This is a genomic window from Vreelandella jeotgali Hwa, assembly GCF_000334215.1.
GTDB lineage: Bacteria > Pseudomonadota > Gammaproteobacteria > Pseudomonadales > Halomonadaceae > Vreelandella > Vreelandella jeotgali.
Genome location: NZ_AMQY01000010.1, coordinates 156435 through 183352 on the forward strand (window position 1 = coordinate 156435; position 26918 = coordinate 183352).

Consider the following 26918-nt stretch of genomic DNA (forward strand, 5'->3'; position numbering starts at 1 on the left):
CCCGCCGCAGGCACCGCTCGATGTATCAGTCGTCCAGCCAGCCAGTCAGCGTGGCGCGGCTCAGGCGGCCCCTATGGCGCTTTTGTACCCGGCCCCGAGGGTCGAGCAGCAGGGTCAGGGGCAGCCGTGGGGCGTCAAAGCGGGCCATCAGCCGCTGCCGGGGGTCGCGCAATACGCGGCTGAAAGTGAGCCCCCGGTTGTCCAGGTAGCGCACTATCGGCAGCAGGTCTTCGCCCTGGTTGACGCTGACCACGCGCACGTCGTCGCGTCGGTCGATAGCGGCGAGCTGCGGCAGGTCGCGCCGGCAGGGCGGGCACCGGGTCGTCCAGAGGTGAATGATCAGCGGCCGGCGGTCGCTCGAAGGGTCAGCGGCGAGTCGGGAAAGCGCCACGGCGTTGCCGTCGAGGTCTTCCAGCGTCAGCTCGGGAAGGGTGGCCGGTGGCGCGGAGCGGTCGGGCGCCAACAGCGCGCCGCCCAGCCAGAGCCCGATAACCCCCAGCAACGGCAGCACCAGGCGCAGCGGCATTGACGGTCGGCCGCGCCATGCCGTCAGGGCGTGGTCCAGCCCGGCGGTGAGAATCAGCAGCGCGCCGGCAAGCAGATAGAGGAGCGGGCGAGAAAGCGGCGTCCAGGCAGGAATGTCCATAACGGGGCTTGTCCGGCCGTCTCCTTCCGTGGTTGTCGGCCGAGCGTCTGCGGCCGGGCGCTGAGCGGGCGTTCCGGGGTATAATCCATCCACCAGACGGATGTGACCCTGCCTTGTGGATGACCGTATCATCCCTTGGCAGCCACATCATGCAGCAGCCATTCGGAGAGGCTATGTCACGACCAAGCTACGATCCCTTGCGGGCGCTGGCGATCGGCACCCAGGCGGCGGGGTTGATCATGATCATCATGCTGGAAACCCTGCTGGGTGACGCGGCGCGCCCCTGGCAGGGCCTGTGTCTGGCGCTGATGCTGGCCGCCGCGCTGGGCATCGCCGTGGTGCGGGTCTATCGCCACAAGCGATGGCAGCGCGAGCGCGCACGCCGCCGGCAGGGCGAGGAAACGCCATAGCGCCCATCGGGCCGATACGCCAGGCAAAAAAACGGCCCGCCGAAAGGCGAGCCGTGGGACCTGGGCGCTTACCGGGTTACTTTTTCCGAGCGCGTTTGCGGTCGTTTTCCGTGAGCAGCTTTTTGCGCAGACGAATGTGGTTGGGCGTCAGCTCCACCAGCTCGTCGTCGTCGAGGAACTCGATGGCCTGCTCCAGGGTGAAGCGCACGGGCGGCACCAGGTCAAGGCTTTCGTCGGTGCCCGAGGCGCGCATGTTGTCGACTTTCTTGGCCTTGGTGGGGTTGACGGTCATGTCGTCGGCGCGATTGTTGATGCCCACCAGCATGCCTTCGTAAACCTCGGTGCCGTGCTCGACAATCAGCTTGCCGCGGTCCTGGAGAGCGAACAGCGCATAGGCCACGGCCTTGCCGGGCACCATGGAAACCAGCACGCCGTTGTGCCGCTCGACGGCCGCGTCGGGCTTGATCGGGCCGTAGTGGTCAAAGCGGCTGGTGAGGATGCCGGTGCCCGAGGTCAGGGTCATGAACTGGCCGCGGAAGCCGATCAGCCCGCGCGCGGGGATCAGGAAGTCGATGCGCACCCGGCCCTTGCCGTCGGGGTTCATGTTGGTCATGTCGCCCTTGCGATAGCCCAGCTCTTCCATGATGGCGCCCTGGTGCTGTTCTTCGCAGTCGATAATGACTTCTTCGTAGGGCTCCTGCTGCTCGCCGTCGATCTCGCGGATGATGACCTCGGGGCGGCCGACGCAAAGCTCGAAGCCTTCACGGCGCATGGATTCCAGCAGCACCGAGAGGTGCAGCTCGCCGCGCCCGGAGACCACGAATTTTTCCGGCGATTCGCCTTCTTCCACGCGCAGGGCGACGTTGTGGATCAGTTCCTGTTCGAGGCGATCCTTGATATTGCGGCTGGTGACGAACTTGCCGTCCTTGCCCGCAAACGGAGAGTCGTTGACCTGGAAGGTCATGGAGACCGTCGGCTCGTCCACCGAAAGCGCCGGCAGCGCCTCGGCAGCGGCGGGGTCGCAAAGGGTATCGGAGATGGCCAGGTTGTCGACGCCGGTGATGCAGATAATGTCGCCGGCCGTGGCCTCGTCGGTTTGTACGCGCTCGAGCCCCATGTGCGTCATGACCTGGCCGAGTTTGGCCTTGCGCTCAGTGCCTTCCTTGGTGATGACGCTGACCTGCTGGTTGGGCCTGGCGCTGCCGCGCACGATACGGCCCAGGCCGATAACGCCCACGTAGCTGTTGAAGTCCAGCGCCGAGACCTGCATCTGGAAGGGGCCGTCGCTCTCGACCCTGGGCGGCTCGACGATATCCACAATGGCGTGGAACATCGGCGTCATGTCGTCGGCCAGCTCGTCGGGGTCCGGGCCGGCGATGCCGTTGAGCGCCGAGCAGTAGATAATCGGGAAGTCGAGCTGTTCGTCGCTGGCACCCAGGTTGTCGAACAGGTCAAAGATCTGGTCGATGACCCAGTCGGGGCGCGCGCCGGGGCGGTCTATCTTGTTGACCACGACGATCGGCTTGAGCCCCTTGTCGAAGGCTTTCTGGGTAACAAAGCGGGTTTGCGGCATGGGGCCGTCAACGGCGTCGACCATCAGCAGAACCGAATCCACCATCGAGAGAACGCGCTCTACTTCGCCGCCAAAGTCCGCGTGCCCCGGCGTGTCCACAATGTTGATGTGGTAGTCGGTGCCGGCTTCACTCTGCCACTGGATGGCCGTGTTCTTGGCCAGGATGGTAATGCCGCGTTCCTTTTCCTGGTCGTTGGAGTCCATGACGCGGTCCTGGCCTTCGGCCTTGCGGTCCAGCGTGCCGGATTGGCTCAGGAGTTTGTCCACCAGCGTGGTTTTACCGTGGTCAACGTGGGCGATGATGGCGATGTTGCGAAGATTCTCGATCACGAAGCGATCCTGCTTGAAAAAAATAGGACAGCATTATAGGGGGTTCGGGCACGCTGCGGCTAGCGCTGTGTCGCATTGATCGCCTCGGCGCGTTCGCCGGGTCCGCGAATATTACCAACGGCGATAGCCCCGGGGACCCGTGGGTAATGCTTTTCGCCGCTGTACGGCATCCGGTAGGATAGGCTTTTTCCCCGGCAGGGCAGGGTCATGACCATTGGTAACCTGATGCGCTTGTTAAGCGACGGCGACGTGCACTCCGGCGAGCAGCTGGGAGAGGCGCTGGGTATTTCCCGGGCGGCCGTCTGGAAGCAGTTGAAAAAAGTGGAGGCCTCCGGCATCGGGCTGGAAGCGGTCAAGGGGCGCGGTTACCGTTTGATGCAGGCGCTCACGCCGCTGGATGGCGCCCGCATCGTGGAGCAGCTGCCCGCCGACGCGCGGCGCCGGCTGGTTCGGCTGTTCGTCGAGGACACGCTGCCCACCAGCAATGAGTTTATTCGCCAGCGTTTCGGCCAGGGCGCCGGGCACGGCGAAATCTGCTTTGTCGAACAGCAGACGGCCGGGCGCGGTCGCCGCGGCCGCCGCTGGGACACGCCCTGGGGGCAAAGTCTGATGCTCTCGGTGGGCTGGCGTTTTGACAGCGGCGTGGCGGCGCTGGAGGGGTTGAGTCTCGCCGTGGGCGTCGTCGTCTCCCGAGTGCTCGAGGAGCACGGTGCCCGGCCGCAGCTGAAATGGCCCAACGATATTCTGCTCACGACCCCCGACGCCACCCTGGCCAAGCTCGCCGGGATTCTGGTGGAGGTGACCGGCGATGCGGCGGGGCCCTGCGACGTGGTGATCGGTATGGGCATGAATCTGTCGCTGACCGACGCCATCCGCGAGGCCATCGGCCAGCCGGCCGCGGCCCTGGCGGATGTCTGCCCGAACCTTGACCGCAACGCCCTGGCGGCCGATCTGGCGGCCGGGCTGCTGGCGATGCTCGACGGTTTCGAGGACGCCGGATTCGGCGCCTGGCAGGACGCCTGGAATCGCCGTCACGCCTACGCCGGCCAGGCGGTCGACGTCACCGTGGGTAACGCGCAGAGCGCAGCGGTGGCCGGGGAGGCCGATGCCGACGGCAATCTCTGGGTCTGCGAGAAAGGCCGTGACCGGCGGTTGGCCGGGGGAGAAATCAGCGTGCGCAGGCAGCCATGATTCTCGATCTGGATATTGGCAACACGCTGTCGAAGTGGCGTCTGAAAGACACCGCCAGCAGCGAAATCCGCTCGCGCGGGGCCGTCTGGACCCGGGAGGAGTGGCGTCCGGGGGCCGACATTCCCGATCTCGACGTGGTCGAAGCCGTGCGCATTTCCAGCGTGGCGCGCCGCGCCGTGCTGGATGAAACGGTAGAGCTGCTGCGCTGCCGCGTGCCCCGGGTTTATGTGGGGCGCTCAACCCGCGAAGCGTTGGGGGTCACCAACGGCTACCGCGAACCCTGGCGGCTGGGGGTGGACCGCTGGCTGGGCGCACTGGCCGGCTATCAGCTGGCGGGCGGCTGCTGCGCGGTGGACTGCGGCAGCGCTATCACCGTGGATTTTGTGCTGCCCGGCGGCACGCATCTGGGCGGCTATATCATGCCCGGACTGCGGCTGATGAAGGAAAGCTTAAAGCTGGGCACACGCAACGTCTCCATCGATTCGGAAGATGCCGCCGATACCCTGCTGACGCCGGGGCACTCCACCGTGGACGCGGTCAATCACGGTATTTTCATGTCGGCGACCAGTGCCGTGCAGCGCATGTACAGCGAAGTCTGCGACCAGCACGGCGTGGCGCTGCCGCTATTACTTACCGGCGGCGATGCCCGGGTGGTGTCGCGCGGGCTGCCCGTGCCCCACGCCGTCTGGCCGGATATGGTCTATGGCGGCCTGGAAGCGCGCTTTCCGCTGACCATGCCCGAGCGTGCGGGCAAGATGACCGGCGCACCGGGCGTACCCGATACCCTCGCGCTGGAAAAAATTCGTGGCGGGCTTGCGTTGTCGATGCTGCTTTGACAGAATGCGCCGCGTTCGAGGGCAAAAGGCAGGCCGGCAACGGCTGCGCAACAGGTCATCGACGGTTCAGTAGCCGAGACGTAAGATTCGGATTCAATGAGCCGACTTGTTGACAACGCCCTTGATAGCGGTAAAATGCGCCGCGAGCACTGGAGGGGTTCCCGAGTGGCCAAAGGGAGCAGACTGTAAATCTGCCGCGAAAGCTTCGAAGGTTCGAATCCTTCTCCCTCCACCAGTTTCAGGGCAGGCAAGGCAAGTCTGCGGGCATAGTTCAATGGTAGAACCTCAGCCTTCCAAGCTGATGATGCGGGTTCGATCCCCGCTGCCCGCTCCAGTTCCGTGCCGCTTCGCAAGGTTTTGCTCATGTAGCTCAGGGGTAGAGCACACCCTTGGTAAGGGTGAGGTCGACGGTTCAATTCCGTCCATGAGCTCCATACAGTCAGAGAAAGCGAGCCAAGCTCGCTTTTTTTGTCTGCATCGGGCGGTTTTCGCGCCGATGTAAACAGGGTTGTCAGGCGCAGGCTTTTCCGCTAGCATGACGGCCGCTGTCAGTAAGGTGTCGCAATGATCCCTTGTGACGGCATTGATACAGGCCAGTGGCTCAATTGGCAGAGCAGCGGTCTCCAAAACCGCAGGTTGGGGGTTCGAGTCCCTCCTGGCCTGCCAGCTTTCCCCAAGTTGGCGCGCCTTATCCGGATTTCCTTATCGTTTGCCGCACTCCCGAGGAGTCTCGTTTTATGAAGCCTAATTCGGTCAAGCATGGCGCCGAGGTGCAACAGTCTCGCCATGACGGGCTCAAGTGGGTTGCGGTAGTCGCGCTGTTGGCCGTGGCAGTCGTGGCCAACACCTGGTTTGCCGACATCGGTCTGCTGTATCGCGTGTTGGGCGTGGTGGTGATCTGTGCCGCCGCCGCCGCCGTGGCGCTGACCACAACGAAAGGGCGCAGCCTGCTTACTCTGGCGCGCGAATCCCGCAAAGAAATTCAGCGCGTCGTCTGGCCCACCCGGGCAGAAACCGTACAGACAACCGCCATTGTGCTGGTCGCCGTTCTGGTGGTCAGCCTGCTGCTGTGGTTGATCGACACGCTTCTCGGCTGGGCGATGTCCGGCGTGATTGGTTAGGAGTCTTCATGTCCAAGCGTTGGTACGTCGTTCACGCCTATTCCGGCTTTGAAAAGCATGTGATGCGCTCGTTGACCGAGCGGGTCAGGCTGTACGAAGCCGAAGACCAGTTTGGCGAGATTTTGGTGCCCACCGAAGAAGTGGTCGAAATGCGCGACGGCAAGCGCCGCAAGAGCGAGCGCAAGTTCTATCCCGGCTATGTGCTGGTCGAGATGGAAATGACCGACGAAACCTGGCACATGGTCAACGAGACGCCCAGGGTCATGGGCTTCATCGGCGGCACCAAGGACAAGCCGGCGCCCATTACCACCCGCGAGGCCGAGGCCATTCTGCGTCGGGTGAAGGACGGCACCGACAAGCCGCGCCCCAAGACCATGTTCGAGCCGGGGCAGTCCGTGCGCGTTACCGACGGCCCCTTCGCCGACTTCAACGGCGTGGTCGAGGAGGTCAATTACGAGAAGAGCCGTCTTCAGGTCAGCGTGCTGATCTTCGGCCGGGCCACACCGGTCGAGCTCGAGTTTGCCCAGGTCGAGAAAGAGTAAGCGGCTTTTTATAAACAGTTTGTTATGCAGGCGGCGGTGGTCGCCGCCTGTGGTTACCGGGGAGCCGCAAGGCGTTTGCACCCTTCTGGAGTGAAATATGGCCAAGAAAGTACAGGCTTACATCAAGCTGCAGGTTGCAGCGGGTAAAGCCAATCCGAGTCCGCCCGTGGGCCCCGCGCTGGGTCAGCACGGCGTGAATATCATGGAGTTCTGCAAGGCGTTCAACGCCGAGACCCAGGATATCGAGCCCGGTCTGCCCACGCCCGTGGTTATCACGGTATACGCCGACCGCAGCTTCACGTTCATCACCAAGACGCCGCCCGCTGCCGTGCTGCTGAAAAAAGCCGCCGGTATCAAGAGCGGTTCGGGTGAGCCGAACAAGGCCAAGGTAGGCACCGTGACCCGCGAGCAGCTGGAAGAGATTGCTCAGACCAAGGAGCCGGACCTGACCGCCGCTGATCTTGATGCCGCCGTTCGTACCATTGCCGGCAGCGCCTACAGCGTGGGCCTCAACGTGGAGGGTCTGTAATCATGGCGAAGTTAAGCAAGCGCGCGCAGCAGATTCGCGAAAAGGTCGACCCGAAAAAAGCGTACTCCGTTGATGAAGCCGTGGCTCTGCTCTCCGAGCTGTCCACCGTCAACTTCAAGGAGTCCGTTGACGTTGCCATTAACCTGGGCGTTGATCCGCGTAAATCCGACCAGGTCGTACGCGGCGCGACCGTCATGCCCAACGGCACCGGCAAGGACGTGCGCGTAGCCGTCTTTACCCAGGGCGCCAACGAGCAGGCGGCGAAAGACGCCGGTGCCGACATCGTCGGCATGGACGATCTGGCGGCTCAGGTTAAACAGGGTCAGCTCGACTTTGACGTCGTTGTCGCTTCGCCGGACGCCATGCGCGTAGTCGGCCAGCTGGGTCAGATCCTGGGCCCGCGCGGCCTGATGCCCAACCCCAAGGTCGGCACGGTAACGCCGGACGTGGCCACGGCAGTGAAAAACGCCAAGGCCGGTCAGGTACGCTTCCGTACCGACAAGAAGGGCATTATCCACACTACGCTGGGCAAGGCCGATTTCGGCGCCGACGACATCAAGGGCAACCTTGAAGCGCTGGTAGCCGATCTCAAGAAGCTCAAGCCGAGCACGTCCAAGGGCATCTATTTCAAGAAGATGACGCTGTCCACCACCATGGGGCCGGGCCTGACCATCGATCACGGATCGCTGGTATAAGGCGCGCTGCCGTCATCCATAGCTTTATCCAAAACTATATCCATGACTTTGCGGTCTCCGTGCCTGGCGCGGTGCACCGTCAAAGACCGCAGGTGCCGCTGGCTGCTCCGGCAGACATACAAGCGGCTTAAAGGTAAAGCGCCTGCGCAGATGGTGTGGCCGCCGGATCCGTCCAACGTCGAGCAAAGGCCCTTGTTTGGGTTATCGCGTTGCGCTTTCTGGTGAGCACCATCCCCAAGGCTTCCCGCCTCCGGGCGGGAAGAGATGGTAACCCGGACCCTTCGGGGTTTCCGGCACGAAGGAGTGATCACTGTGCCACTAGCACTTGAAGGCAAGAAAGCGATTGTTGCCGAAGTCAGTGAGGCTGCCAGGGACGCACTCTCCGTCGTTGTTGCCGATTCTCGCGGCGTCACGGTCGACAAGATGACCGACCTGCGCAAGCAGGCCCGCGAAAATGGCGTCCAGATCCGTGTTGTGCGCAACACCCTGGCGCGCCGCGCCCTGACAGGCACCCAGTGGGAATGCCTGAACGAGACTTTTGTTGGCCCGACGCTGCTGGCGTTTTCCAATGAACACCCCGGCGCCGCTGCGCGTCTGTTCAAGGATTTCGTCAAGACAGCGCCGGACTTTGAAGTCAAGGCGCTGGCCTACGAAGGCGAGTTCATCCCGGCTGAAAATATTGACCGCCTGGCAAGCCTGCCGACATACGACGAGGCGATTGCCAAGCTGATGTCGGTCATGAAGGAAGCCTCCGCCGGCAAACTGGTTCGTACTCTGGACGCGCTGCGTGTCCAGAAAGAGGAAGAAGCGGCGTAAGCCACTCCTCGGCGCAGTGCTGGCGGCAACGTCAGGCTGCATGAACCCGGCAAAAATTTCGGGTTTCGCTCAAGCGAAACTCCCGCAACGTTTAGGACCAAGACCATGGCAGTGACCAAAGACGAAATCATCAACGCCATCGCTGAAATGCCCGTGATGGAAGTCGCCGAGCTGATCGAGGCGATGGAAGAGAAATTCGGCGTGACCGCAGCAGCCGCTGTTGTCGCCGGCCCGGGCGGCGGTGAAGCCGAAGCCGAAGAAGAGCAGACCGAATTCGACCTGGTGCTGACCGGCGCCGGCGAGAAGAAGGTTAACGTGATCAAGTCCGTTCGCGAGATCACCGGCCTGGGTCTGAAGGAAGCCAAGGGCGCCGTTGACGGCGTTCCGGCGACCCTCAAGGAAGGCATGTCCAAGGAAGACGCTGAAGACGCGAAGACCAAGCTGGAAGAAGCCGGCGCGTCCGTCGAGCTCAAGTAATTCTGATGCTGGCGGCTTTACGCGCTGCGTAAGCTTGCTCGGCTGGCGGCGGGTTCGTCCCGCTGCCGGCCTTTTTCTGTTGCTGTCATGCTGCCATAATGGAAAGTTGCGCCAATGCCTGGCAATACCGGCAGCCGGAAACGGCGGCGTCGGCAGCGTCAGACAGCAACAGAGGCCAGGCAACATTGGAATTGGATGCCGGCAACGAAAATGCGTTCAACAACGCAACGATAGACAGAATTCTGACAGCGAGCTATCCGCACGGGAGCTTGCTGTCTGCGTCTGAAACGCCCGCGGGGCAGATGATGGACACGCATCGGCCACCCATGGTGAACAAGCTGGGGAAGACAGATGGCTTACTCATACACTGAGAAAAAACGCATCCGCAAGGATTTCGGCAAACTGCCCCAAGTGATGGATGTGCCTTACTTGCTGGCCATCCAGCTTGATTCCTACTACGACTTTCTCCAGCAGGATCGTTCGCCTGATGAGCGGCACGAAGTCGGTCTGCACGCGGCGTTCAGGTCCGTGTTTCCGATCGAGAGCTTTTCGGGCAACGCCGCGCTGGAATATGTCAGCTACCGCTTCGGCACCCCGGCTTTCGATGTCAAGGAGTGCCAGCTGCGCGGCGTCACCTACTCCGCCCCGCTGCGCGTCAAGGTTCGCCTGATCATCTATGATCGCGATTCCTCGAACAAGGCGATCAAGGACATCAAGGAGCAGGAAGTCTACATGGGGGAAATCCCCCTGATGACCGAGAACGGTACCTTTGTGATCAACGGTACCGAGCGCGTCATCGTTTCCCAGCTCCACCGCTCGCCCGGCGTGTTCTTCGACCACGACAAGGGCAAGAGCCACTCGTCGGGCAAGCTGCTGTACTCCGCGCGGGTGATCCCGTATCGCGGCTCCTGGCTCGATTTCGAGTTTGATCCCAAGGACAACGTCTTCGTGCGTATCGACCGCCGCCGCAAGCTGCCGGCGTCGGTATTGATGCGCGCGCTGGGCATGAGCGCCGAGGAGATCCTCGACGAGTTCTTCGATACCAGTGTCTTCCACATCGAGAAAAACGGCTTTTCCGTGGATCTCGTGCCCTCGCGCCTGCGCGGCGAAACCGCGACTTTCGATATCCGCGACGGCGACGGCAACACCATCGTGGAAGAGGGCCGCCGGATTACCCAGAAGCACATCCGCCAGCTGGAAAAGACCGGGCTGGAACGGCTGGAAGTGCCGATGGAGTACCTGTTCGGCAAGGTGCTGGCAAAAGACCAGATCGACACCAACACCGGCGAGCTGATCTGCCCCTGCAACACCGAGATTACCCCCGAGCTGCTGGAAGCCATCGGCCAGGGCGGCATTACCCAGCTCGAGACGCTGTACACCAACGATCTCGACTGCGGCTCGTTCATCTCCGATACCCTGAAGCTGGATACCACCGGCTCGCGTCTCGAAGCGCTGGTGGAAATCTACCGCATGATGCGCCCCGGCGAGCCGCCCACCAAGGAAGCCGCCGAGACGTTGTTCCATAACCTCTTCTTCAGCGAAGACCGTTATGACCTCTCTGGCGTCGGTCGCATGAAGTTCAACCGCCGCCTGCGCGGCGATGCCGATACCGGCTCGGGCGTGCTCGACCGCGACGACATCCTCAACGTGCTGCGCGAGCTGATCAGCATCCGCAACGGCTTCGGCGACGTCGACGACATCGACCACCTGGGCAACCGCCGCATCCGCTGCGTAGGCGAAATGGCCGAAAACCAGTTCCGCGTGGGCCTGGTGCGGGTCGAGCGCGCGGTGCGCGAGCGCCTGTCCATGGCCGAAAGCGAAGGCCTGATGCCGCAGGACCTGATCAACGCCAAGCCGGTGGCGGCGGCGGTCAAGGAATTCTTCGGCTCCAGCCAGCTGTCGCAGTTCATGGACCAGAACAACCCGCTGTCGGAGGTGACCCACAAGCGCCGCGTTTCCGCGTTGGGCCCGGGCGGTCTGACCCGCGAACGCGCTGGCTTCGAGGTGCGCGACGTTCACGCCACGCACTACGGCCGCCTCTGCCCCATCGAGACGCCGGAAGGCCCCAACATCGGCCTGATCAACTCGCTGGCGACCTACAGCCATACCAACAACTACGGTTTCCTCGAGACGCCGTACCGCAAGGTTGTGGACAGCCAGGTCACCGACGATGTGGTCTACCTCTCGGCCATCGAGGAAGGCAACTTCGTTATCGCCCAGGCGTCTGCTGCCGTGGACGAAAGCGGCCGGCTGAGCGATGAGCTGGTGCAGGCCCGCCACCGCGGCGAGACGACGTTCATGCGTCCCGAGCAAGTCACGATGATGGACGTGTCGCCACGCCAGGTCGTTTCCGTGGCCGCCGCGCTGATTCCGTTCCTCGAACACGACGACGCCAACCGTGCCCTGATGGGCGCCAACATGCAGCGCCAGGCGGTGCCCACGCTGCGCGCCGACAAGCCGCTCGTCGGCACCGGCATGGAGCGCTTCGTGGCACGCGACTCGGGTGTCTGCGAAGTGGCAACCCGGGGCGGCATTATTGACTCCGTGGATGCCCGCCGCGTGGTGGTCCGGGTCAACGAGGATGAGATTATCGGCGGCGAAGCCGGCGTCGACATCTACAACCTGACCAAGTACGTGCGTTCCAACCAGAACACTTGCATGAACCAGCGCCCCATCGTACGCCCGGGCGATAACGTGGCGCGCGGCGATATCCTTGCCGACGGCCCGTCCGTGGACATGGGCGACCTGGCGCTGGGCCAGAACATGCGCATGGCATTCATGCCCTGGAACGGCTACAACTTCGAGGATTCCATCCTCATTTCCGAGCGTGTCGCCCAGGAGGATCGTTTCACCACGATCCACATCCAGGAGCTCACCAGCGTCTCCCGGGATACCAAGCTGGGGCCGGAAGAGATCACCTCGGACATTCCCAACGTCGGCGAGTCGGCGCTGTCCAAGCTGGACGAAGCCGGCGTGGTCTACATCGGCGCCGAAGTCGGCCCGGGCGATATTCTGGTGGGCAAGGTCACGCCCAAGGGCGAGACCCAGCTGACGCCGGAGGAAAAGCTCCTGCGCGCCATCTTCGGCGAGAAGGCCAGCGACGTGAAGGATACCTCGCTGCGCGCGCCTACTGGCATGAACGGCACGGTCATCGACGTCCAGGTGTTCACCCGCGACGGCGTGGAGAAGGATTCCCGGGCACTGTCCATCGAGGAAACCCAGCTCGACGACGTGCGCCGTGACCTCCAGGAAACCTACCGCATCGCCGAGGAAGCCACCTTCAAGCGCCTCAAGAGCGCGCTGGTCGGCCAGGCCGTCAACGGCGGCCCCAAACTGTCCCGCGGCGACGTGCTGGATGAAGCCTACCTGGACGCGCTGCCGCGTCAGGACTGGTTCAAGCTGCGCATGCAGGAAGATGCCCACAACGATCTGCTGGCCCAGGCCGACGAGCAGCTGGACAATCGTCGCAAGGAAATGGACGAGCGCTTCGAGGACAAGAAGCGCAAGCTCACCCAGGGCGACGACCTGGCGCCGGGCGTGCTCAAGATCGTCAAGATCTACATGGCGGTGAAGCGCCGCATCCAGCCGGGCGACAAGATGGCCGGGCGTCACGGCAACAAGGGCGTGATTTCCGAAATCATGCCCGTTGAAGACATGCCGTTCGACGACCAGGGCGAGCCGGTCGACGTGGTGCTCAACCCGCTGGGCGTGCCCTCGCGGATGAACGTGGGGCAGATTCTGGAAACCCACCTGGGCATGGCCGCGCGCGGTCTGGGGGTCAAGATCGACCACATGCTGCGCGACGAGCGCAAGACGCAGGTGGCGGAAATCCGCGACTTCCTGGGGCAGGTGTACAACACCGAGTCGACGCTCAAGGTCGAGGATCTGTCGCAGCTCAACGACGACGAAGTCGTGGCGCTGGCGAAAAACCTCAAGGACGGCGTGCCCATGGCCACGGCGGTGTTCGACGGCGCCGAGGAGCCCGAGATCAAGCACCTGCTGAGCCTGGCCGACCTGCCCGAATCCGGTCAGATGACGCTCTACGACGGGCGTACCGGCGATGCCTTCAACCGCCCGGTGACCGTGGGCTACATGTACATCCTCAAGCTCAACCACCTGGTCGACGACAAGATGCACGCGCGTTCCACCGGTTCCTACTCGCTGGTGACCCAGCAGCCGCTGGGCGGCAAGGCGCAGTTCGGTGGTCAGCGCTTCGGCGAGATGGAAGTGTGGGCGTTGGAAGCCTATGGCGCCGCCTACACGCTGCAGGAAATGCTCACCGTCAAGTCGGACGACGTCGAAGGGCGTACCAAGATGTACAAGAACATCGTTGACGGCGACCACGCCATGCAGGCAGGCATGCCGGAATCCTTCAACGTGCTGGTGAAGGAAATCCGCTCGCTGGGCATCGATATCGAGTTAGAGAGCTAGGAGCCCCCCAATGAAAGATTTGGTGCAAGTCCTCAAATCGCAATCTCAGTCCGAAGAGTTCGACGCGATCAAGATTACCCTGGCGTCGCCGGACATGATTCGCTCCTGGTCCTTCGGTGAGGTGAAAAAGCCCGAGACCATCAACTACCGCACGTTCAAGCCCGAGCGGGACGGCCTGTTCTGCGCCAAGGTCTTTGGCCCAGTGAAGGATTATGAGTGCCTGTGCGGCAAGTACAAGCGCATGAAGCACCGCGGCATTATCTGCGAAAAGTGCGGCGTGGAAGTCACCCGGGCCGCTGTGCGCCGCGAGCGCATGGGCCACATCGAGCTGGCATCGCCGGTGGCGCACATCTGGTTTCTGAAATCGCTGCCGTCGCGCATCGGCATGTTCCTCGACATGACCCTGCGCGATATCGAGCGGGTGCTGTACTTCGAGTCGTTCGTGGTCATCGACCCGGGCATGACCACGCTCGAGCGCGGCCAGCTGCTCAACGACGAGCAGTATTTCGAAGCGCTTGAAGAATTCGGCGACGACTTCGACGCGCGCATGGGCGCCGAGGCGGTGCAGGAGCTGCTCAAGGACATCGATCTGGAAGAGGAGATCAACCAGCTGCGTGAAGAGATTCCGCAGACCAACTCCGAGACCAAGATCAAGAAGCTGTCCAAGCGTCTCAAGCTGCTGGAAGCCTTCCACTTCTCCGGCAACGCGCCGGAGTGGATGGTCATGGAAGCGCTGCCGGTGCTGCCGCCGGACCTGCGTCCGCTGGTGCCGCTGGACGGCGGCCGCTTTGCGACCTCGGATCTCAACGACCTCTACCGTCGGGTGATCAACCGCAACAACCGCCTCAAGCGCCTGCTGGATCTCAGTGCGCCGGACATCATCGTGCGCAATGAGAAGCGCATGCTCCAGGAAGCCGTCGACGCGCTGCTCGACAACGGCCGCCGCGGCCGGGCGATTACCGGCACCAACAAGCGTCCGCTGAAGTCGCTGGCCGACATGATCAAGGGCAAGCAGGGGCGTTTCCGCCAGAACCTGCTGGGCAAGCGCGTGGACTATTCCGGCCGCTCGGTGATCACCGTGGGCCCGACGCTGCGTCTGCACGAGTGCGGCCTGCCCAAGAAAATGGCGCTGGAGCTGTTCAAGCCGTTCATCTATTCCAAGCTGCAGTCGCTGGGCTATGCGTCCACGATCAAGGCGGCGAAGAAGCTGGTCGAGCGCGAAACTGCCGAAGTCTGGGATATTCTCGCCGATGTCATCCGCGAGCACCCGGTGATGCTCAACCGCGCGCCCACGCTGCACCGTCTGGGCATCCAGGCATTCGAGCCGCTGCTTATCGAAGGCAAGGCGATCCAGCTGCACCCGCTGGTGTGCGCCGCCTACAACGCCGACTTCGACGGCGACCAGATGGCCGTGCACGTACCGCTGACGCTGGAGTCCCAGCTGGAAGCGCGGACGCTGATGATGGCCACCAACAACGTGCTTTCGCCGGCCAACGGCGAGCCCATCATCGTGCCGTCGCAGGACGTGGTGCTGGGGCTGTACTACATGACCCGGGAGCGTATCAACGACAAGGGCGAAGGCATGATCTTCTCCGACCTCAACGAGGTCGAGCGCGCCTTCGGCACCCAGTCGGTATCGCTCCACGCTCGGGTCAAGGTGCGCCTTGACGACGTCGACGTGAACAGTGAAACCGGCGAAGCCACGCCGCAGCGGCGCATCAAGGACACTACGGTGGGTCGCGCGCTGCTGTTCCGCATTCTGCCCGACGGCGTGCCCTTTGATCTGATCGATCAGCCGATGAAGAAGAAGGCGATTTCCGCGCTGATCAACGAGGTCTATCGTTACTCGGGACTCAAGCCCACGGTGATCTTTGCCGACCAGCTGATGTACACCGGTTTCCGCATGGCGACCTGGTCCGGCGCGTCCATCGGCGTCAACGACTTTGTTATCCCGGACGCCAAGGCCGAGATCGTCACCGGCGCCGAAGACGAGGTCAAGGAAATCGAGGATCAGTTTTCCTCGGGCCTGGTGACCGCCGGCGAGAAGTACAACAAGGTCATCGACATCTGGGCGCGGGCCAACGACCGGGTAGCCAAGGAAATGATGACGGGTATCTCCAAGGAGACCGTCACCGACCGCGAAGGCAACGACGTCGAGCAGGACTCGTTCAACAGCGTCTTCATCATGGCTGACTCCGGCGCCCGGGGCAGCGCCGCGCAGATTCGCCAGCTGGCGGGCATGCGCGGCCTGATGGCCAAGCCGGACGGTTCGATCATCGAAACGCCGATCATCGCCAACTTCCGTGAGGGGCTGAACGTACTCCAGTACTTCATCTCCACCCACGGCGCGCGTAAGGGTCTCGCGGATACCGCGCTGAAGACCGCCAACTCGGGCTATCTGACCCGCCGTCTGGTCGACGTGGCGCAGGACCTGGTGATTACCGAGCCCGACTGCGATACCGAAAACGGCCTGACGCTTCACCCGATCATCGAAGGCGGCGATATTATCGTGCCGTTGTCCCAGCGGGTGCTGGGCCGTGTGGTTGCTCAGGACGTCATCGATCCGCGTACCGATGAGGTGCTGATCGAGCGCAATACGCTGCTCGACGAAGCCTGGTGCGCGGCGCTGGAAACCATGGGCGTCGACGAAATCATCGTGCGGTCCACCATTACCTGTGGCACCAACCACGGCGTTTGCTCGGCGTGCTACGGCCGCGATCTGGCCCGGGGCCATCAGGTCAACGTCGGCGAGTCGGTCGGCGTAATCGCCGCGCAGTCCATCGGCGAGCCGGGTACCCAGCTGACCATGCGGACCTTCCACATCGGCGGCGCCGCATCGCGGGCCTCGGCGGTGGACAGTGTTCAGGTGAAGCACGGCGGCAGCGTACGCCTGCACAACATCAAGCACGTGGAGCGCGCCGACGGCAAGCTGGTCGTGGTCTCGCGTTCCAGCGCGCTGGCCGTGGCCGACGAGCAGGGTCGCGAGCGCGAGTACTACAAGTTGCCCTACGGCGCTGAGCTCGACGTGCGCGACGGCGACGTTGTCGATGCCGGCGCCACGGTGGCCAAGTGGGATCCGCACACCCACCCCATCGTCGCCGAAGTCGAAGGTCGGGCGCAGTTTATCGACCTCGACGAAGGCGTGACCATGCACGAAAGCGTGGATGAGATGACCGGGCTGTCATCCATGGAAGTCATCGAATCCGCCGCGCGGCCCATGGCCGGCCGCGACAAGCGCCCGATGATCATGCTCAAGGACGACGCCGGTGAAACGGTGGCGATTGCCGGCTCCACCACGCCGGTGCAGTACCTGCTGCCGGGCAAGGCGATTATCTCCGCCGACGATGGCGACAGCATCGGCGTGGGCGAAGTCGTGGCGCGTATTCCGGTCGAGGCCTCGGGCAACAAGGACATCACCGGCGGTCTGCCGCGTGTGGCCGACCTCTTCGAAGCGCGCAAGCCCAAGGAATCGGCGATTCTGGCCGAGACCAGCGGCATGGTCAGCTTCGGCAAGGAGACCAAGGGCAAGCGTCGTCTGACGATTACCCCGGAAGACGCCGATCCGTTCGAAATGCTGATTCCCAAGTGGCGCCAGATTGCGGTGTTCGAGGGCGAAAGCGTCGAGAAAGGCGAGGTCATTTCCGACGGTCCGAGCAACCCGCACGATATTCTGCGTCTGCTCGGCGTAGCCGATCTGGCCAAGTACATCACCGCCGAGGTGCAGGACGTTTATCGCCTGCAGGGCGTGGGCATCAACGACAAGCACATCGAGGTGATCGTGCGTCAGATGCTGCGCAAGGTGGAAATCACCGACGCCGGCGATAGCGACTTCATCACCGGCGACCAGGCCGAGCTGGTGCGCGTGCTGGAACAGAATGAGCGCCTGGAGAAGGAAGGCAAGTTCCCGGCCAAGTACCAGCGTCAGCTGCTGGGCATTACCAAGGCCAGCCTGGCCACCGAATCGTTCATCTCCGCGGCGTCGTTCCAGGAAACCACCCGCGTGCTGACCGAGGCGGCAGTGACCGGCAAGCGCGACTACCTGCGCGGCCTGAAGGAAAACGTGGTGGTCGGCCGTTTGATTCCGGCCGGTACCGGGCTGACCCACCACGCCGAGCGTCGGCGCAAGCGCGACGACATCGAGCAGCCGTTCAACCCGTCGGCGACGGAAGTCGAGCAGGAGCTCGGCGCCCAGTTGACCGCGCTGGATTCCGACGACGAGCTCTAGCCCGAGGCACTGGTCCCGGCGCGGCGTCAGAGCGGGCAAAAGCCCATAGTGCTTGACGCCGCGCTGGATCAGACATTAGAATGCGCCACCTTTAACAGTGGGGCCGGTGCGCCCGGCGCTGCTGTTGAAGCCAGGCAACCATTGGAGTCAGCTACTTACTATGGCAACGATCAATCAGCTAGTGCGCAAGCCGCGCAAGCGCGCCGTCAAGAAAAATGACGTGCCGGCGCTGCAGGCCTGCCCGCAAAAACGCGGTGTTTGTACCCGCGTTTACACCACCACCCCGAAAAAGCCCAACTCGGCCCTGCGTAAGGTCTGCCGCGTGCGCCTGACCAACGGCTACGAGGTGGCATCCTACATCGGCGGTGAAGGCCACAACCTTCAGGAACACTCCGTGGTATTGATCCGCGGCGGCCGGGTCAAGGACTTGCCGGGTGTGCGCTATCACACCGTTCGCGGCGCGCTGGACACCTCCGGCGTACAGAACCGCCGCAAGGGCCGTTCCAAGTACGGCACCAAGCGCCCGAAGTCCTGATATAGCCCTCGGTTACATCACGACGCGAGCGCCGGGCAGCGGCGATAACGCTGCCGCATGACGATATTTTGACAACGGTCTGATAAGAGTAAGGTCGGGCGGTGCCGCCAGCGCCATGAAGCGCGCGGCGCGAGTTCCGGGTTTACCTGAAGGATCCTTTACAGAGGGCTTATCATGCCTAGAAGGAAGGTTGTAGCGAAGCGCGAGATCCTCCCGGATCCCAAGTTCCATAGCGAGCGCCTCGCCAAGTTCATGAACCACCTGATGGTCCACGGCAAGAAGTCCGTAGCTGAGCGCATCGTCTACGGTGCGCTGGACAAGGTTGCCGAGCGTAAGAAAGATGAAGAGCCGATGGACAGCTTCGAAAAGGCGCTGGAAGCTATCCAGCCCATGGTCGAAGTCAAGTCGCGCCGCGTTGGCGGTGCGACCTATCAGGTGCCGGTCGAGGTTCGCCCGTCGCGCCGTAGCGCGCTGGCCATGCGTTGGCTGGCCGATGCCGCGCGTCGCCGCGGGGAAAAAACCATGGTGCAGCGTCTGGCCGGTGAGATTCTGGACGCCGCCGATGGCAAGGGTTCTGCCGTGAAGCGGCGGGAAGACGTACACCGTATGGCAGAAGCCAACAAGGCCTTCTCTCACTTCCGCTTCTGATAGCGGCGCTGAGCGAAACCCACCGGTTTCGCGTTATGAAGCAGGGCGCTGCTGCTCACGGGCGGCAGCGTCGGTCTGCCTTCAGGCGCTGCTGGCTGGATTAACGAGCATTGCCAACAAACGGGAGTTTCCACCGTGGCACGCAAGACTCCGCTAAATCGCTACCGTAACCTGGGCATCGTCGCCCACGTCGATGCCGGCAAGACCACCACGACCGAGCGCGTGCTGTTTTACACCGGCATCAACCACAAGCTGGGTGAGACGCACGAAGGCGCGTCGACCACCGACTGGATGTCCCAGGAGCAGGAACGCGGCATCACCATTACCTCGGCGGCCGTGACGACCTTCTGGAAAGGCATGAGCCACCAGTTCGATGATCACCGCATCAACATCATCGACACTCCGGGGCACGTCGACTTCACCATCGAGGTCGAGCGTTCGCTGCGCGTGCTGGACGGCGCGGTTGTCGTACTCTGCGGCAGCTCCGGCGTACAGCCCCAGACCGAGACCGTCTGGCGCCAGGCCGACAAGTACGAAGTCCCGCGTCTGGTGTTCGTCAACAAGATGGACCGCACCGGCGCCGACTACTTCAACGTGGTCGAGCAGCTGGGCACGCGCCTGAACGCCAACGCCGTGCCGATCCAGATCAACTGGGGCACCGAGGAAGACTTCAAGGGCGTTATCGACCTGATCGAAATGAAGGCCGTCCTTTGGAACAAGGACGACTTCGGTGCTTCCTACGAGCTGCTGGACATTCCGGCCGAGCTCCAGGAAACCGCGGAAAAATATCGCGAGCAGATGGTCGAGTCCGCGGCGGAAGCCTCCGAAGAGATGATGGACAAGTATCTCGAGGAAGGCGACCTGAGCGCAGCCGAAATCAAGGCCGGGCTGCGCCGCCGCACTCTGGACAACGAGATCGTACTGGTAACGTGCGGCTCGGCGTTCAAGAACAAGGGCGTACAGGCCGTGCTCGACGCGGTTGTCGAATACCTGCCCTCGCCCACCGAGGTCAAGGCCATCGAAGGTGAGCTGGACGACGCCGAAGGCACGCTGGCGACCCGTGAGGCCGATGACAAGGAGCCGTTCTCGGCGCTGGCGTTCAAGATCGCCACCGACCCCTACGTGGGGACGCTGACGTTCATCCGCGTCTACTCCGGCGTGCTTAACTCCGGCGACAGCGTCTACAACTCCGTGCGCGACAAGAAAGAGCGCATTGGCCGTCTGGTGCAGATGCACGCCAACTCCCGCGAGGAGATCAAGGAAGTGCGCGCCGGCGACATCGCCGCCTGCATCGGCCTGAAGGAAGTGACCACGGGCGATACCCTCTGCGATCTGAACGACAAGATCGTGCTGGAGCGCATGGAGTTCCCCGATCCGGTTATCTCGGTCGCGGTAGAGCCCAAGTCCAAGGTCGACCAGGAAAAAATGGGCACCGCGCTGGGCAAGCTGTCCCAGGAAGATCCTTCCTTCCAGGTGCGCACCGACGAAGAGACCGCGCAGACCATCATCTCGGGCATGGGCGAGCTGCACCTGGACATCCTGGTGGACCGCCTGCGCCGCGAGTTCAAGGTTGATGCCAACATTGGCAAGCCGCAGGTCGCCTACCGCGAAACCATCCGCGGCAGCGTCGAACAGGAAGGCAAGTTCGTCCGCCAGTCCGGTGGCCGCGGCCAGTACGGTCACGTCGAAATGCGCATCGAGCCGCTCCCCGCCGAGGAGAAGGGCGAAGGCGACGACGAGATCTTTTTCAAGTTCAAATCCGAAATCGTTGGCGGCGTGGTTCCCAAGGAATACGTGCCTGCCGTCGAGAAAGGGGCCTATGAGCAGCTGCAGAACGGCGTTATCGCGGGCTACCCGATGATTGACGTCAAGGTCACGCTGTTTGATGGTTCCTACCACGACGTGGACTCCAACGAGACCGCGTTCAAGATTGCCTCTTCCATGGCAGTCAAAGAAGGCGCCAGAAAGGCCAAGGCCGTGCTGCTGGAGCCGGTGATGAAGGTCGAGGTCGTGACCCCCGAGGAATTCATGGGTGACGTCATGGGCGACCTGAACCGTCGTCGCGGTCTGGTGCAGGGCATGGATGATACCAATGCCGGCAAGATCATCCGCGCCACGGTGCCGCTGGGCGAAATGTTCGGTTACGCAACCGATCTGCGCTCACAAACCCAGGGCCGCGCAAGCTACACCATGGAGTTTGCGCAGTACGAGGAGGCACCCTCCAGCATCGTAGAAGCCGTCATCAACCAAAACGGGTAACCGTTAGCTAACGTAAAGAGGTTATAGCAGTGGCTAAGGAAAAATTCGAACGTTCCAAACCGCACATCAACGTCGGCACCATCGGTCACGTCGACCATGGTAAAACCACGCTGACAGCAGCACTCACTCGCGTATCCGCCGAAGTTTTCGGCGGCGACTGGAGCGAGTTCGCGGCCATCGATAACGCGCCGGAAGAGCAGGAGCGCGGTATCACCATCGCCACGTCTCACGTGGAGTACCAGTCGGAAGAGCGCCACTACGCGCACGTTGACTGCCCCGGGCACGCCGACTACGTCAAGAACATGATCACCGGTGCCGCTCAGATGGACGGCGCTATCCTGGTCTGCTCTGCCGCCGACGGCCCCATGCCGCAGACTCGCGAGCACATCCTGCTGTCTCGCCAGGTTGGCGTTCCGTACATCGTTGTGTTCCTCAACAAGGCCGACATGGTCGACGACGAGGAGCTCCTCGAGCTGGTCGAAATGGAAGTCCGTGAGCTGCTCAACGAGTACGACTTCCCGGGCGACGACACGCCGATCGTTACCGGCTCTGCGCTGATGGCGCTGGAAGGCAAGGACGACAACGGCATGGGTACCACCGCCGTTGCCGACCTGATCAAATCGCTCGACTCGCACATTCCGGAGCCGGAGCGTCCGATCGATCAGCCGTTCCTGATGCCGATCGAAGACGTGTTCTCTATCTCCGGTCGCGGTACCGTGGTTACCGGCCGTGTAGAACGCGGTATCGTCAAGGCGGGCGAAGACGTCCAGATCGTGGGCATCCGCGAAACCGCCAAGACCACCGTTACCGGCGTTGAAATGTTCCGCAAGCTGCTCGACGAAGGTCGTGCCGGCGAGAACATCGGCGCGCTGCTGCGTGGCACCAAGCGTGACGACGTCGAGCGTGGCCAGGTACTCGCCAAGACCGGTACCATCACGCCGCACACCAACTTCGAAGCCGAAGTTTACGTGCTGTCCAAGGAAGAAGGCGGTCGTCACACGCCGTTCTTCAAGGGCTATCGTCCGCAGTTCTACTTCCGTACCACCGACATCACCGGTACCTGTGAACTGCCCGACGGCGTTGAGATGGTCATGCCGGGCGACAACGTCCAGATGACGGTCGACCTGATCGCTCCGGTTGCCATGGACGAAGGCCTGCGCTTTGCGGTTCGAGAAGGCGGCCGTACCGTGGGTGCCGGCGTCGTTGCCAAGATCATCAAGTAAGTCGAGAACCTTCCGGGGTTCCGAAAGGGGCTCGCAAGAGCCCCTTTTCTACGCAAAGCGTACGCAGGACGGGAAGTGTTTGACACTTCCTGTCTGCGTACCTATAATGCGCATCCTTTGAATGCGTGGGTAGACGGCTCGCGCCGTCGACATCCATTGGAGTACAGGGCAAATGCAGAACCAGAAGATTCGCATTCGGTTGAAAGCGTTCGACCACCGCCTGATTGATCAGTCCACGGCGGAGATCCTTGATACCGCCAAGCGTACTGGGGCTCAGGTTCGCGGGCCGATTCCGCTGCCGACCAATCGCGAGCGCTATACCGTACTGACGTCGCCGCACGTCAACAAGGACGCCCGTGACCAGTACGAGATTCGCACTCACAAGCGCGTGCTGGACATTGTCGAGCCGACTGAGAAAACGGTTGATGCCTTGATGAAGCTCGATCTCGCCGCCGGCGTTGACGTGCAGATCAAGCTCGACTAATCACACTAGACACTCGTGGCCCAGCGTTTGCCGCGACCTTTGTCGCCGCCGGTAAACAGCAGCCACCGCGCCGTGAGGCGCCACACAACGTGCTAGTGGAATGCTCTGGAAAGGGCAGCCATAGCGGGTGATAGCCCCGTACACTATAGGAGAACTGAGAATGACTATCGGTTTGGTCGGTACCAAGTCCGGGATGACCCGTGTCTTTACCGAAGACGGTGCCTCCGTGCCCGTAACCGTGATCCAGGTTGATCCTAACCGCGTCACACGCGTCAAGTCGGTCGAGTCCGACGGTTACGCAGCGGTTCAGGTAACAACCGGCTCCCGCAAGGCCAAGCACCTCTCGCGCGCGCAAGCTGGACAGTTTGCCAAGGCGGGTGTCGAGGCCGGCCGTTCCCTCATGGAGTTTCGCCTGGCAGACGGCGAAGACGCTCCCGAGGTTGGCGGCGAACTCACCGTATCCCTCTTCGAAGCCGGACAGTCCATCGACGTCACCGGCACCTCCAAGGGCAAGGGTTTCCAGGGCGGCGTAAAGCGCTGGAATTTCAACACCCAGGACATGACCCACGGCAACTCGCTGGCTCACCGCGCGCCGGGTTCCATCGGCATGTGCCAGACGCCGGGTCGCGTATTCAAGGGCAAAAAGATGGCCGGTCAGATGGGTAACGCCCGCTGCACCGTGCAGAGCCTTGAGATCGTCCGTGTCGACGCCGAGCGCAACCTGCTGCTGATCAAGGGCGCTGTTCCGGGAGCCACCGGCAGCGACGTTATCGTGCGCAGCGCCGTCAAAGCTGGCTGAAGAGGATATTACCGATGAATCTGAATCTTGCTGCAGGCGCGGGTACCGTCGAAGTAGCCGATGCCACCTTTGGCAAAGAATTCAACGAGGCGCTGGTTCACCAGGTTGTCACGGCCTATCTCGCCGGCAACCGCCAGGGCACTCGTGCACAGAAAAACCGCTCTGACGTCAGCGGCGGCGGCAAGAAGCCGTGGCGTCAGAAGGGTACCGGTCGCGCCCGCGCCGGCACCATTCGCTCGCCGATCTGGCGCGCCGGCGGTACCACCTTCGCGGCTCGTCCCCAGGACCACAGCCAGAAGGTCAACCGCAAGATGTACCGCGCCGCGATGCGCGCCATCCTGTCCGAGCTTGTCCGCCAGGAACGTCTGGTCGTCGTGGAAGAGTTCGCCGTGGATGCGCCGAAGACCAAGCAGGTCGCCGGCAAGCTCAAGGAGCTCGAGCTGGACAAGGCGCTGATCATCACCGAAGACATCGATGAGAAGCTCTATCTGGCTGCGCGCAACCTTCCCCACGTTGATGTGGTGGACGTTGCTGCCGCTGACCCGGTGAGCCTGGTGGCCTTTGACAAGGTGCTGGTCACCGTCTCCGCCCTGCGTCAATTCGAGGAGAAGCTGGCATGAACCAGGAGCGCGTATTCAAGATTCTGCTCGGCCCGCACGTGACCGAAAAGGCCGCGATGGCAGCAGAGCACAATCAGTACGTTTTCAAAGTGGCGAGCGACGCTACCAAGCCGGAAATCAAGAAGGCCGTCGAAGCCTTGTTTGACAAGAAGGTCTCTGGTGTCCAGACGCTGAACGTCAAGGGCAAAACCACGCGCACGGCACACGGTGCCGGCCTGCGTAAAGGTTATCGCAAGGCGTATGTAACCCTGGCCGCAGGCGAAACGCTCGAAGACTTCGCTGGCGCCGAATAAGGGCAGGAGTACGGATAATGGCAATCGTCAAGAAGACCAACCCCACGTCTGCCGGTCGTCGCCACGCCATCAAGGTCGTGCGCGAGGATCTGCACAAGGGCCGCGCCTATGCGCCGCTTTTGGAAAAGCAGTCCCGTACCGGTGGGCGTAACAACAACGGTCGTATCACCAGTCGTCACATCGGTGGTGGTCATCGTCATCACTATCGTCTGATCGATTTCAAGCGCAACAAGGATGGCATTCCCGCCACCGTCGAGCGCCTGGAGTACGACCCCAATCGCAGTGCCCACATCGCGCTGCTCAAGTACGCCGACGGCGAGCGTCGCTACATTCTCGCCCCGCGCGGCGTGAACAGCGGTGATGTGCTCGAATCCGGCGTCAACGCGCCGATCAGGAAAGGCAACGCCTTGCCGCTGCGCAACATCCCGCTGGGTTCCACCGTTCATGGTATCGAGCTCAAGCCGGGCAAGGGCGCACAGGTTGCCCGCAGCGCCGGCGCCGGCGCACAGCTGGTTGCCCGCGAAGGCAACTACGTGACGCTGCGCCTGCGCTCCACCGAGACGCGCAAGGTGTTGGCCGAGTGCCGGGCAACGCTGGGGCAGGTAGGCAACTCCGAGCACAGCCTGGGCCAGATGGGCAAGGCCGGTGCCAAGCGTTGGAGAGGCTTGCGTCCGTCCGTTCGCGGTGTCGCCATGAACCCGATTGACCACCCGCACGGTGGTGGTGAAGGTCGCTCCAGCGGCGGTCGTCACCCGGTCACTCCCTGGGGTGTGCCGACAAAAGGGTACAAGACTCGCAAGAACAAGCGCACCGACGCACTTATCGTTCGTCGCCGCAAGGCGCGGAAGTAAGATCCAACGCCAAGATATCAAGAGGTAACGGCTGTGCCACGTTCACTAAAGAAAGGTCCCTTCATTGACCTTCATCTTTTGAAGAAGGTCGAGACTGCAGCGGAAAAGAACGATCGTAAGCCGATCAAGACCTGGTCGCGTCGTTCCATGGTGCTACCCAACATGGTAGGCCTGACCATTGCAGTGCATAACGGTCGCCAACATGTCCCGGTCCACGTGTCCGAGGAAATGGTTGGTCACAAGCTGGGCGAGTTCGCTGCCACCCGTCTTTATCGCGGGCACATGGCGGACAAGAAAGCCAAACGGTAAGCCAGAGAGGATTCAAGATGGAAGTCACAGCAAAGCTGCGTGGCGCCCGGTTATCCGCCCAAAAGGCCCGTTTGGTGGCTGACCAGGTGCGCGGAAAACCGGTCGACGAAGCACTCGACCTGCTGGCCTTCTCGCCGAAGAAGGCCGCCGGGCTGGTTCACAAGGTGCTGCAGTCCGCGATTGCAAACGCGGAAGAAAACAACGGCATGGATATCGACGAGCTGCGTGTCTCGACCATCTGCGTCGATGAGGGCATGACGCTCAAGCGTATCAAGCCGCGCGCCAAGGGCAGCGCGGATCGTATCTTGAAGCGCACCTGCCACATCACCGTCAAGGTAGCCGAGAAGTAGGAGTCGACCAGATGGGTCAGAAAGTCAATCCAGTAGGCATTCGGCTGGGCATTGTCAAGGACCATGCCTCTGTCTGGTATGCCGAGCGCGGCGCCTATGCCGATAAGCTCAACAACGATCTCGCAGTGCGTAGCTTTTTGGCCGAGCGCCTGAAGAACGCCTCCGTGAGCAACATCAACATCGAGCGTCCGGCAAACAACGCTCGCGTCACGATTCACACGGCTCGCCCGGGTATCGTGATCGGCAAAAAAGGCGAAGACGTCGATCGTCTGCGCCGGGATCTTACCGAGCTGATGGGCGTGCCGGTCCATGTGAACATCGAAGAGGTTCGCAAGCCGGAGCTGGACGCCAAGCTCGTGGCGGCCAACGTCGCCGGCCAGCTCGAGCGCCGGGTGATGTTCCGTCGTGCCATGAAGCGCGCGGTACAGAACTCCATGCGCCTGGGCGCCGGTGGCATCAAGATTCAGCTGTCGGGTCGTTTGGGTGGTTCCGAAATCGCACGTACCGAATGGTACCGCGAAGGTCGCGTACCGCTGCACACGCTGCGGGCGGACATCGACTTTGCCACTTACGAAGCTCACACCACCTACGGCGTCATCGGCGTCAAAGTGTGGATCTTCAAGGGTGAGATCCTCGGCGGTATCGAGGAAGTCCGTGCCAGGGCCAAACAGCCGGCGGGCAACGCACCCAAGAAGAAAGGTTCCAGGTAAGGGGAGAGCGATTCG

General features: G+C 62.5%; 25 protein-coding genes and 4 tRNA genes. 27 read left to right on the forward strand and 2 right to left on the reverse strand.

Annotated features, from left to right (window positions below; genetic code table 11):
• Positions 1-25 precede the first annotated feature (25 nt).
• Complete coding sequence (locus C793_RS13470) at positions 26-646, reverse strand: TlpA family protein disulfide reductase (protein ID WP_017429455.1); 621 nt, start codon at positions 644-646, stop codon at positions 26-28.
• Positions 647-819: 173 nt separating this feature from the next.
• On the opposite strand from C793_RS13470, the gene C793_RS0102905 reads away from it, so the two are divergent.
• Positions 820-1056, forward strand: coding sequence for a hypothetical protein (locus C793_RS0102905; RefSeq protein ID WP_017429456.1), 237 nt, complete (start codon positions 820-822; stop codon positions 1054-1056).
• A 76-nt stretch (positions 1057-1132) separates the two neighbouring features.
• Here C793_RS0102905 and typA read toward each other — a convergent pair whose 3' ends face one another.
• Positions 1133-2959, reverse strand: coding sequence for a translational GTPase TypA (typA, locus tag C793_RS0102910; protein ID WP_017429457.1), 1827 nt, complete (start codon positions 2957-2959; stop codon positions 1133-1135).
• A gap of 207 nt (positions 2960-3166) precedes the next feature.
• Between typA and C793_RS0102915 the strand changes: the two genes are divergently transcribed.
• From C793_RS0102915 to rpsC, 26 genes are all read left to right on the forward strand, one after another.
• Positions 3167-4150: a biotin--[acetyl-CoA-carboxylase] ligase gene (locus C793_RS0102915; RefSeq protein ID WP_017429458.1), complete on the forward strand. Its 984-nt coding sequence runs from the start codon at positions 3167-3169 to the stop codon at positions 4148-4150.
• Positions 4147-4986 (forward strand): type III pantothenate kinase, encoded by an 840-nt coding sequence (locus C793_RS0102920; protein ID WP_017429459.1) that lies wholly within the window; start codon positions 4147-4149, stop codon positions 4984-4986. The genes C793_RS0102915 and C793_RS0102920 overlap by 4 nt, the downstream gene beginning before the upstream one ends.
• A gap of 151 nt (positions 4987-5137) precedes the next feature.
• Positions 5138-5221: transfer RNA gene (locus C793_RS0102925), tRNA-Tyr, on the forward strand.
• Positions 5222-5246: 25 nt separating this feature from the next.
• Positions 5247-5320 (forward strand) — tRNA-Gly (locus C793_RS0102930).
• Between the two features lie 25 nt (positions 5321-5345).
• Positions 5346-5420 (forward strand) — tRNA-Thr (locus C793_RS0102935).
• Between the two features lie 156 nt (positions 5421-5576).
• A tRNA-Trp gene (locus tag C793_RS0102940) sits at positions 5577-5652 on the forward strand.
• 71 nt (positions 5653-5723) lie between these two features.
• Positions 5724-6107: a preprotein translocase subunit SecE gene (gene secE, locus C793_RS0102945; protein WP_017429460.1), complete on the forward strand. Its 384-nt coding sequence runs from the start codon at positions 5724-5726 to the stop codon at positions 6105-6107.
• 8 nt (positions 6108-6115) lie between these two features.
• Positions 6116-6649 carry a transcription termination/antitermination protein NusG gene (gene nusG / locus C793_RS0102950; RefSeq protein ID WP_017429461.1) on the forward strand — a complete coding sequence of 178 codons (534 nt, stop codon included), beginning with the start codon at positions 6116-6118 and terminating at the stop codon, positions 6647-6649.
• 97 nt (positions 6650-6746) lie between these two features.
• Positions 6747-7178: a 50S ribosomal protein L11 gene (gene rplK / locus C793_RS0102955; RefSeq protein WP_017429462.1), complete on the forward strand. Its 432-nt coding sequence runs from the start codon at positions 6747-6749 to the stop codon at positions 7176-7178.
• Between the two features lie 2 nt (positions 7179-7180).
• A complete protein-coding gene (rplA, locus tag C793_RS0102960; RefSeq protein WP_017429463.1) occupies positions 7181-7873 on the forward strand; it encodes a 50S ribosomal protein L1 in 693 nt (230 codons plus the stop codon).
• 312 nt (positions 7874-8185) lie between these two features.
• The gene (gene rplJ, locus C793_RS0102965; RefSeq protein WP_017429464.1) at positions 8186-8689 is read left to right on the forward strand and encodes a 50S ribosomal protein L10; all 504 of its coding nucleotides are present in this window, start codon (positions 8186-8188) and stop codon (positions 8687-8689) included.
• Between the two features lie 105 nt (positions 8690-8794).
• Positions 8795-9166, forward strand: coding sequence for a 50S ribosomal protein L7/L12 (gene rplL, locus C793_RS0102970; protein ID WP_017429465.1), 372 nt, complete (start codon positions 8795-8797; stop codon positions 9164-9166).
• Positions 9167-9517: 351 nt separating this feature from the next.
• Positions 9518-13597, forward strand: a complete 4080-nt coding sequence (rpoB, locus tag C793_RS0102975; protein ID WP_026106074.1) for a DNA-directed RNA polymerase subunit beta — start codon at positions 9518-9520, stop codon at positions 13595-13597.
• A gap of 10 nt (positions 13598-13607) precedes the next feature.
• The gene (rpoC, locus tag C793_RS0102980) at positions 13608-17822 is read left to right on the forward strand and encodes a DNA-directed RNA polymerase subunit beta' (RefSeq protein ID WP_017429468.1); all 4215 of its coding nucleotides are present in this window, start codon (positions 13608-13610) and stop codon (positions 17820-17822) included.
• A 160-nt stretch (positions 17823-17982) separates the two neighbouring features.
• Positions 17983-18357: a 30S ribosomal protein S12 gene (rpsL, locus tag C793_RS0102985; RefSeq protein ID WP_026106075.1), complete on the forward strand. Its 375-nt coding sequence runs from the start codon at positions 17983-17985 to the stop codon at positions 18355-18357.
• 174 nt (positions 18358-18531) lie between these two features.
• Positions 18532-19005 carry a 30S ribosomal protein S7 gene (rpsG, locus tag C793_RS0102990; RefSeq protein WP_026106076.1) on the forward strand — a complete coding sequence of 158 codons (474 nt, stop codon included), beginning with the start codon at positions 18532-18534 and terminating at the stop codon, positions 19003-19005.
• A gap of 135 nt (positions 19006-19140) precedes the next feature.
• Positions 19141-21264, forward strand: coding sequence for an elongation factor G (gene fusA, locus C793_RS0102995; protein WP_017429471.1), 2124 nt, complete (start codon positions 19141-19143; stop codon positions 21262-21264).
• Positions 21265-21293: 29 nt separating this feature from the next.
• Entirely contained in the window at positions 21294-22487 is a 1194-nt protein-coding gene (gene tuf, locus C793_RS0103000) for an elongation factor Tu (RefSeq protein WP_017429472.1), read from the forward strand.
• Between the two features lie 172 nt (positions 22488-22659).
• Positions 22660-22971, forward strand: coding sequence for a 30S ribosomal protein S10 (gene rpsJ, locus C793_RS0103005; protein WP_017429473.1), 312 nt, complete (start codon positions 22660-22662; stop codon positions 22969-22971).
• A 160-nt stretch (positions 22972-23131) separates the two neighbouring features.
• Positions 23132-23770 (forward strand): 50S ribosomal protein L3, encoded by a 639-nt coding sequence (gene rplC, locus C793_RS0103010; RefSeq protein WP_017429474.1) that lies wholly within the window; start codon positions 23132-23134, stop codon positions 23768-23770.
• Positions 23771-23784: 14 nt separating this feature from the next.
• Positions 23785-24390, forward strand: a complete 606-nt coding sequence (gene rplD / locus C793_RS0103015; protein ID WP_017429475.1) for a 50S ribosomal protein L4 — start codon at positions 23785-23787, stop codon at positions 24388-24390.
• Positions 24387-24683: a 50S ribosomal protein L23 gene (rplW, locus tag C793_RS0103020; RefSeq protein WP_017429476.1), complete on the forward strand. Its 297-nt coding sequence runs from the start codon at positions 24387-24389 to the stop codon at positions 24681-24683. Before rplD ends, rplW begins: the two co-directional genes overlap by 4 nt.
• Before the next feature lie 17 nt (positions 24684-24700).
• Entirely contained in the window at positions 24701-25534 is an 834-nt protein-coding gene (rplB, locus tag C793_RS0103025) for a 50S ribosomal protein L2 (protein WP_017429477.1), read from the forward strand.
• Positions 25535-25567: 33 nt separating this feature from the next.
• Positions 25568-25843: a 30S ribosomal protein S19 gene (gene rpsS, locus C793_RS0103030; protein WP_026106077.1), complete on the forward strand. Its 276-nt coding sequence runs from the start codon at positions 25568-25570 to the stop codon at positions 25841-25843.
• A 17-nt stretch (positions 25844-25860) separates the two neighbouring features.
• Complete coding sequence (gene rplV, locus C793_RS0103035) at positions 25861-26193, forward strand: 50S ribosomal protein L22 (RefSeq protein ID WP_017429479.1); 333 nt, start codon at positions 25861-25863, stop codon at positions 26191-26193.
• Positions 26194-26204: 11 nt separating this feature from the next.
• A complete protein-coding gene (gene rpsC / locus C793_RS0103040) occupies positions 26205-26903 on the forward strand; it encodes a 30S ribosomal protein S3 (protein ID WP_017429480.1) in 699 nt (232 codons plus the stop codon).
• The last annotated feature ends 15 nt before the right edge of the window (positions 26904-26918 follow it).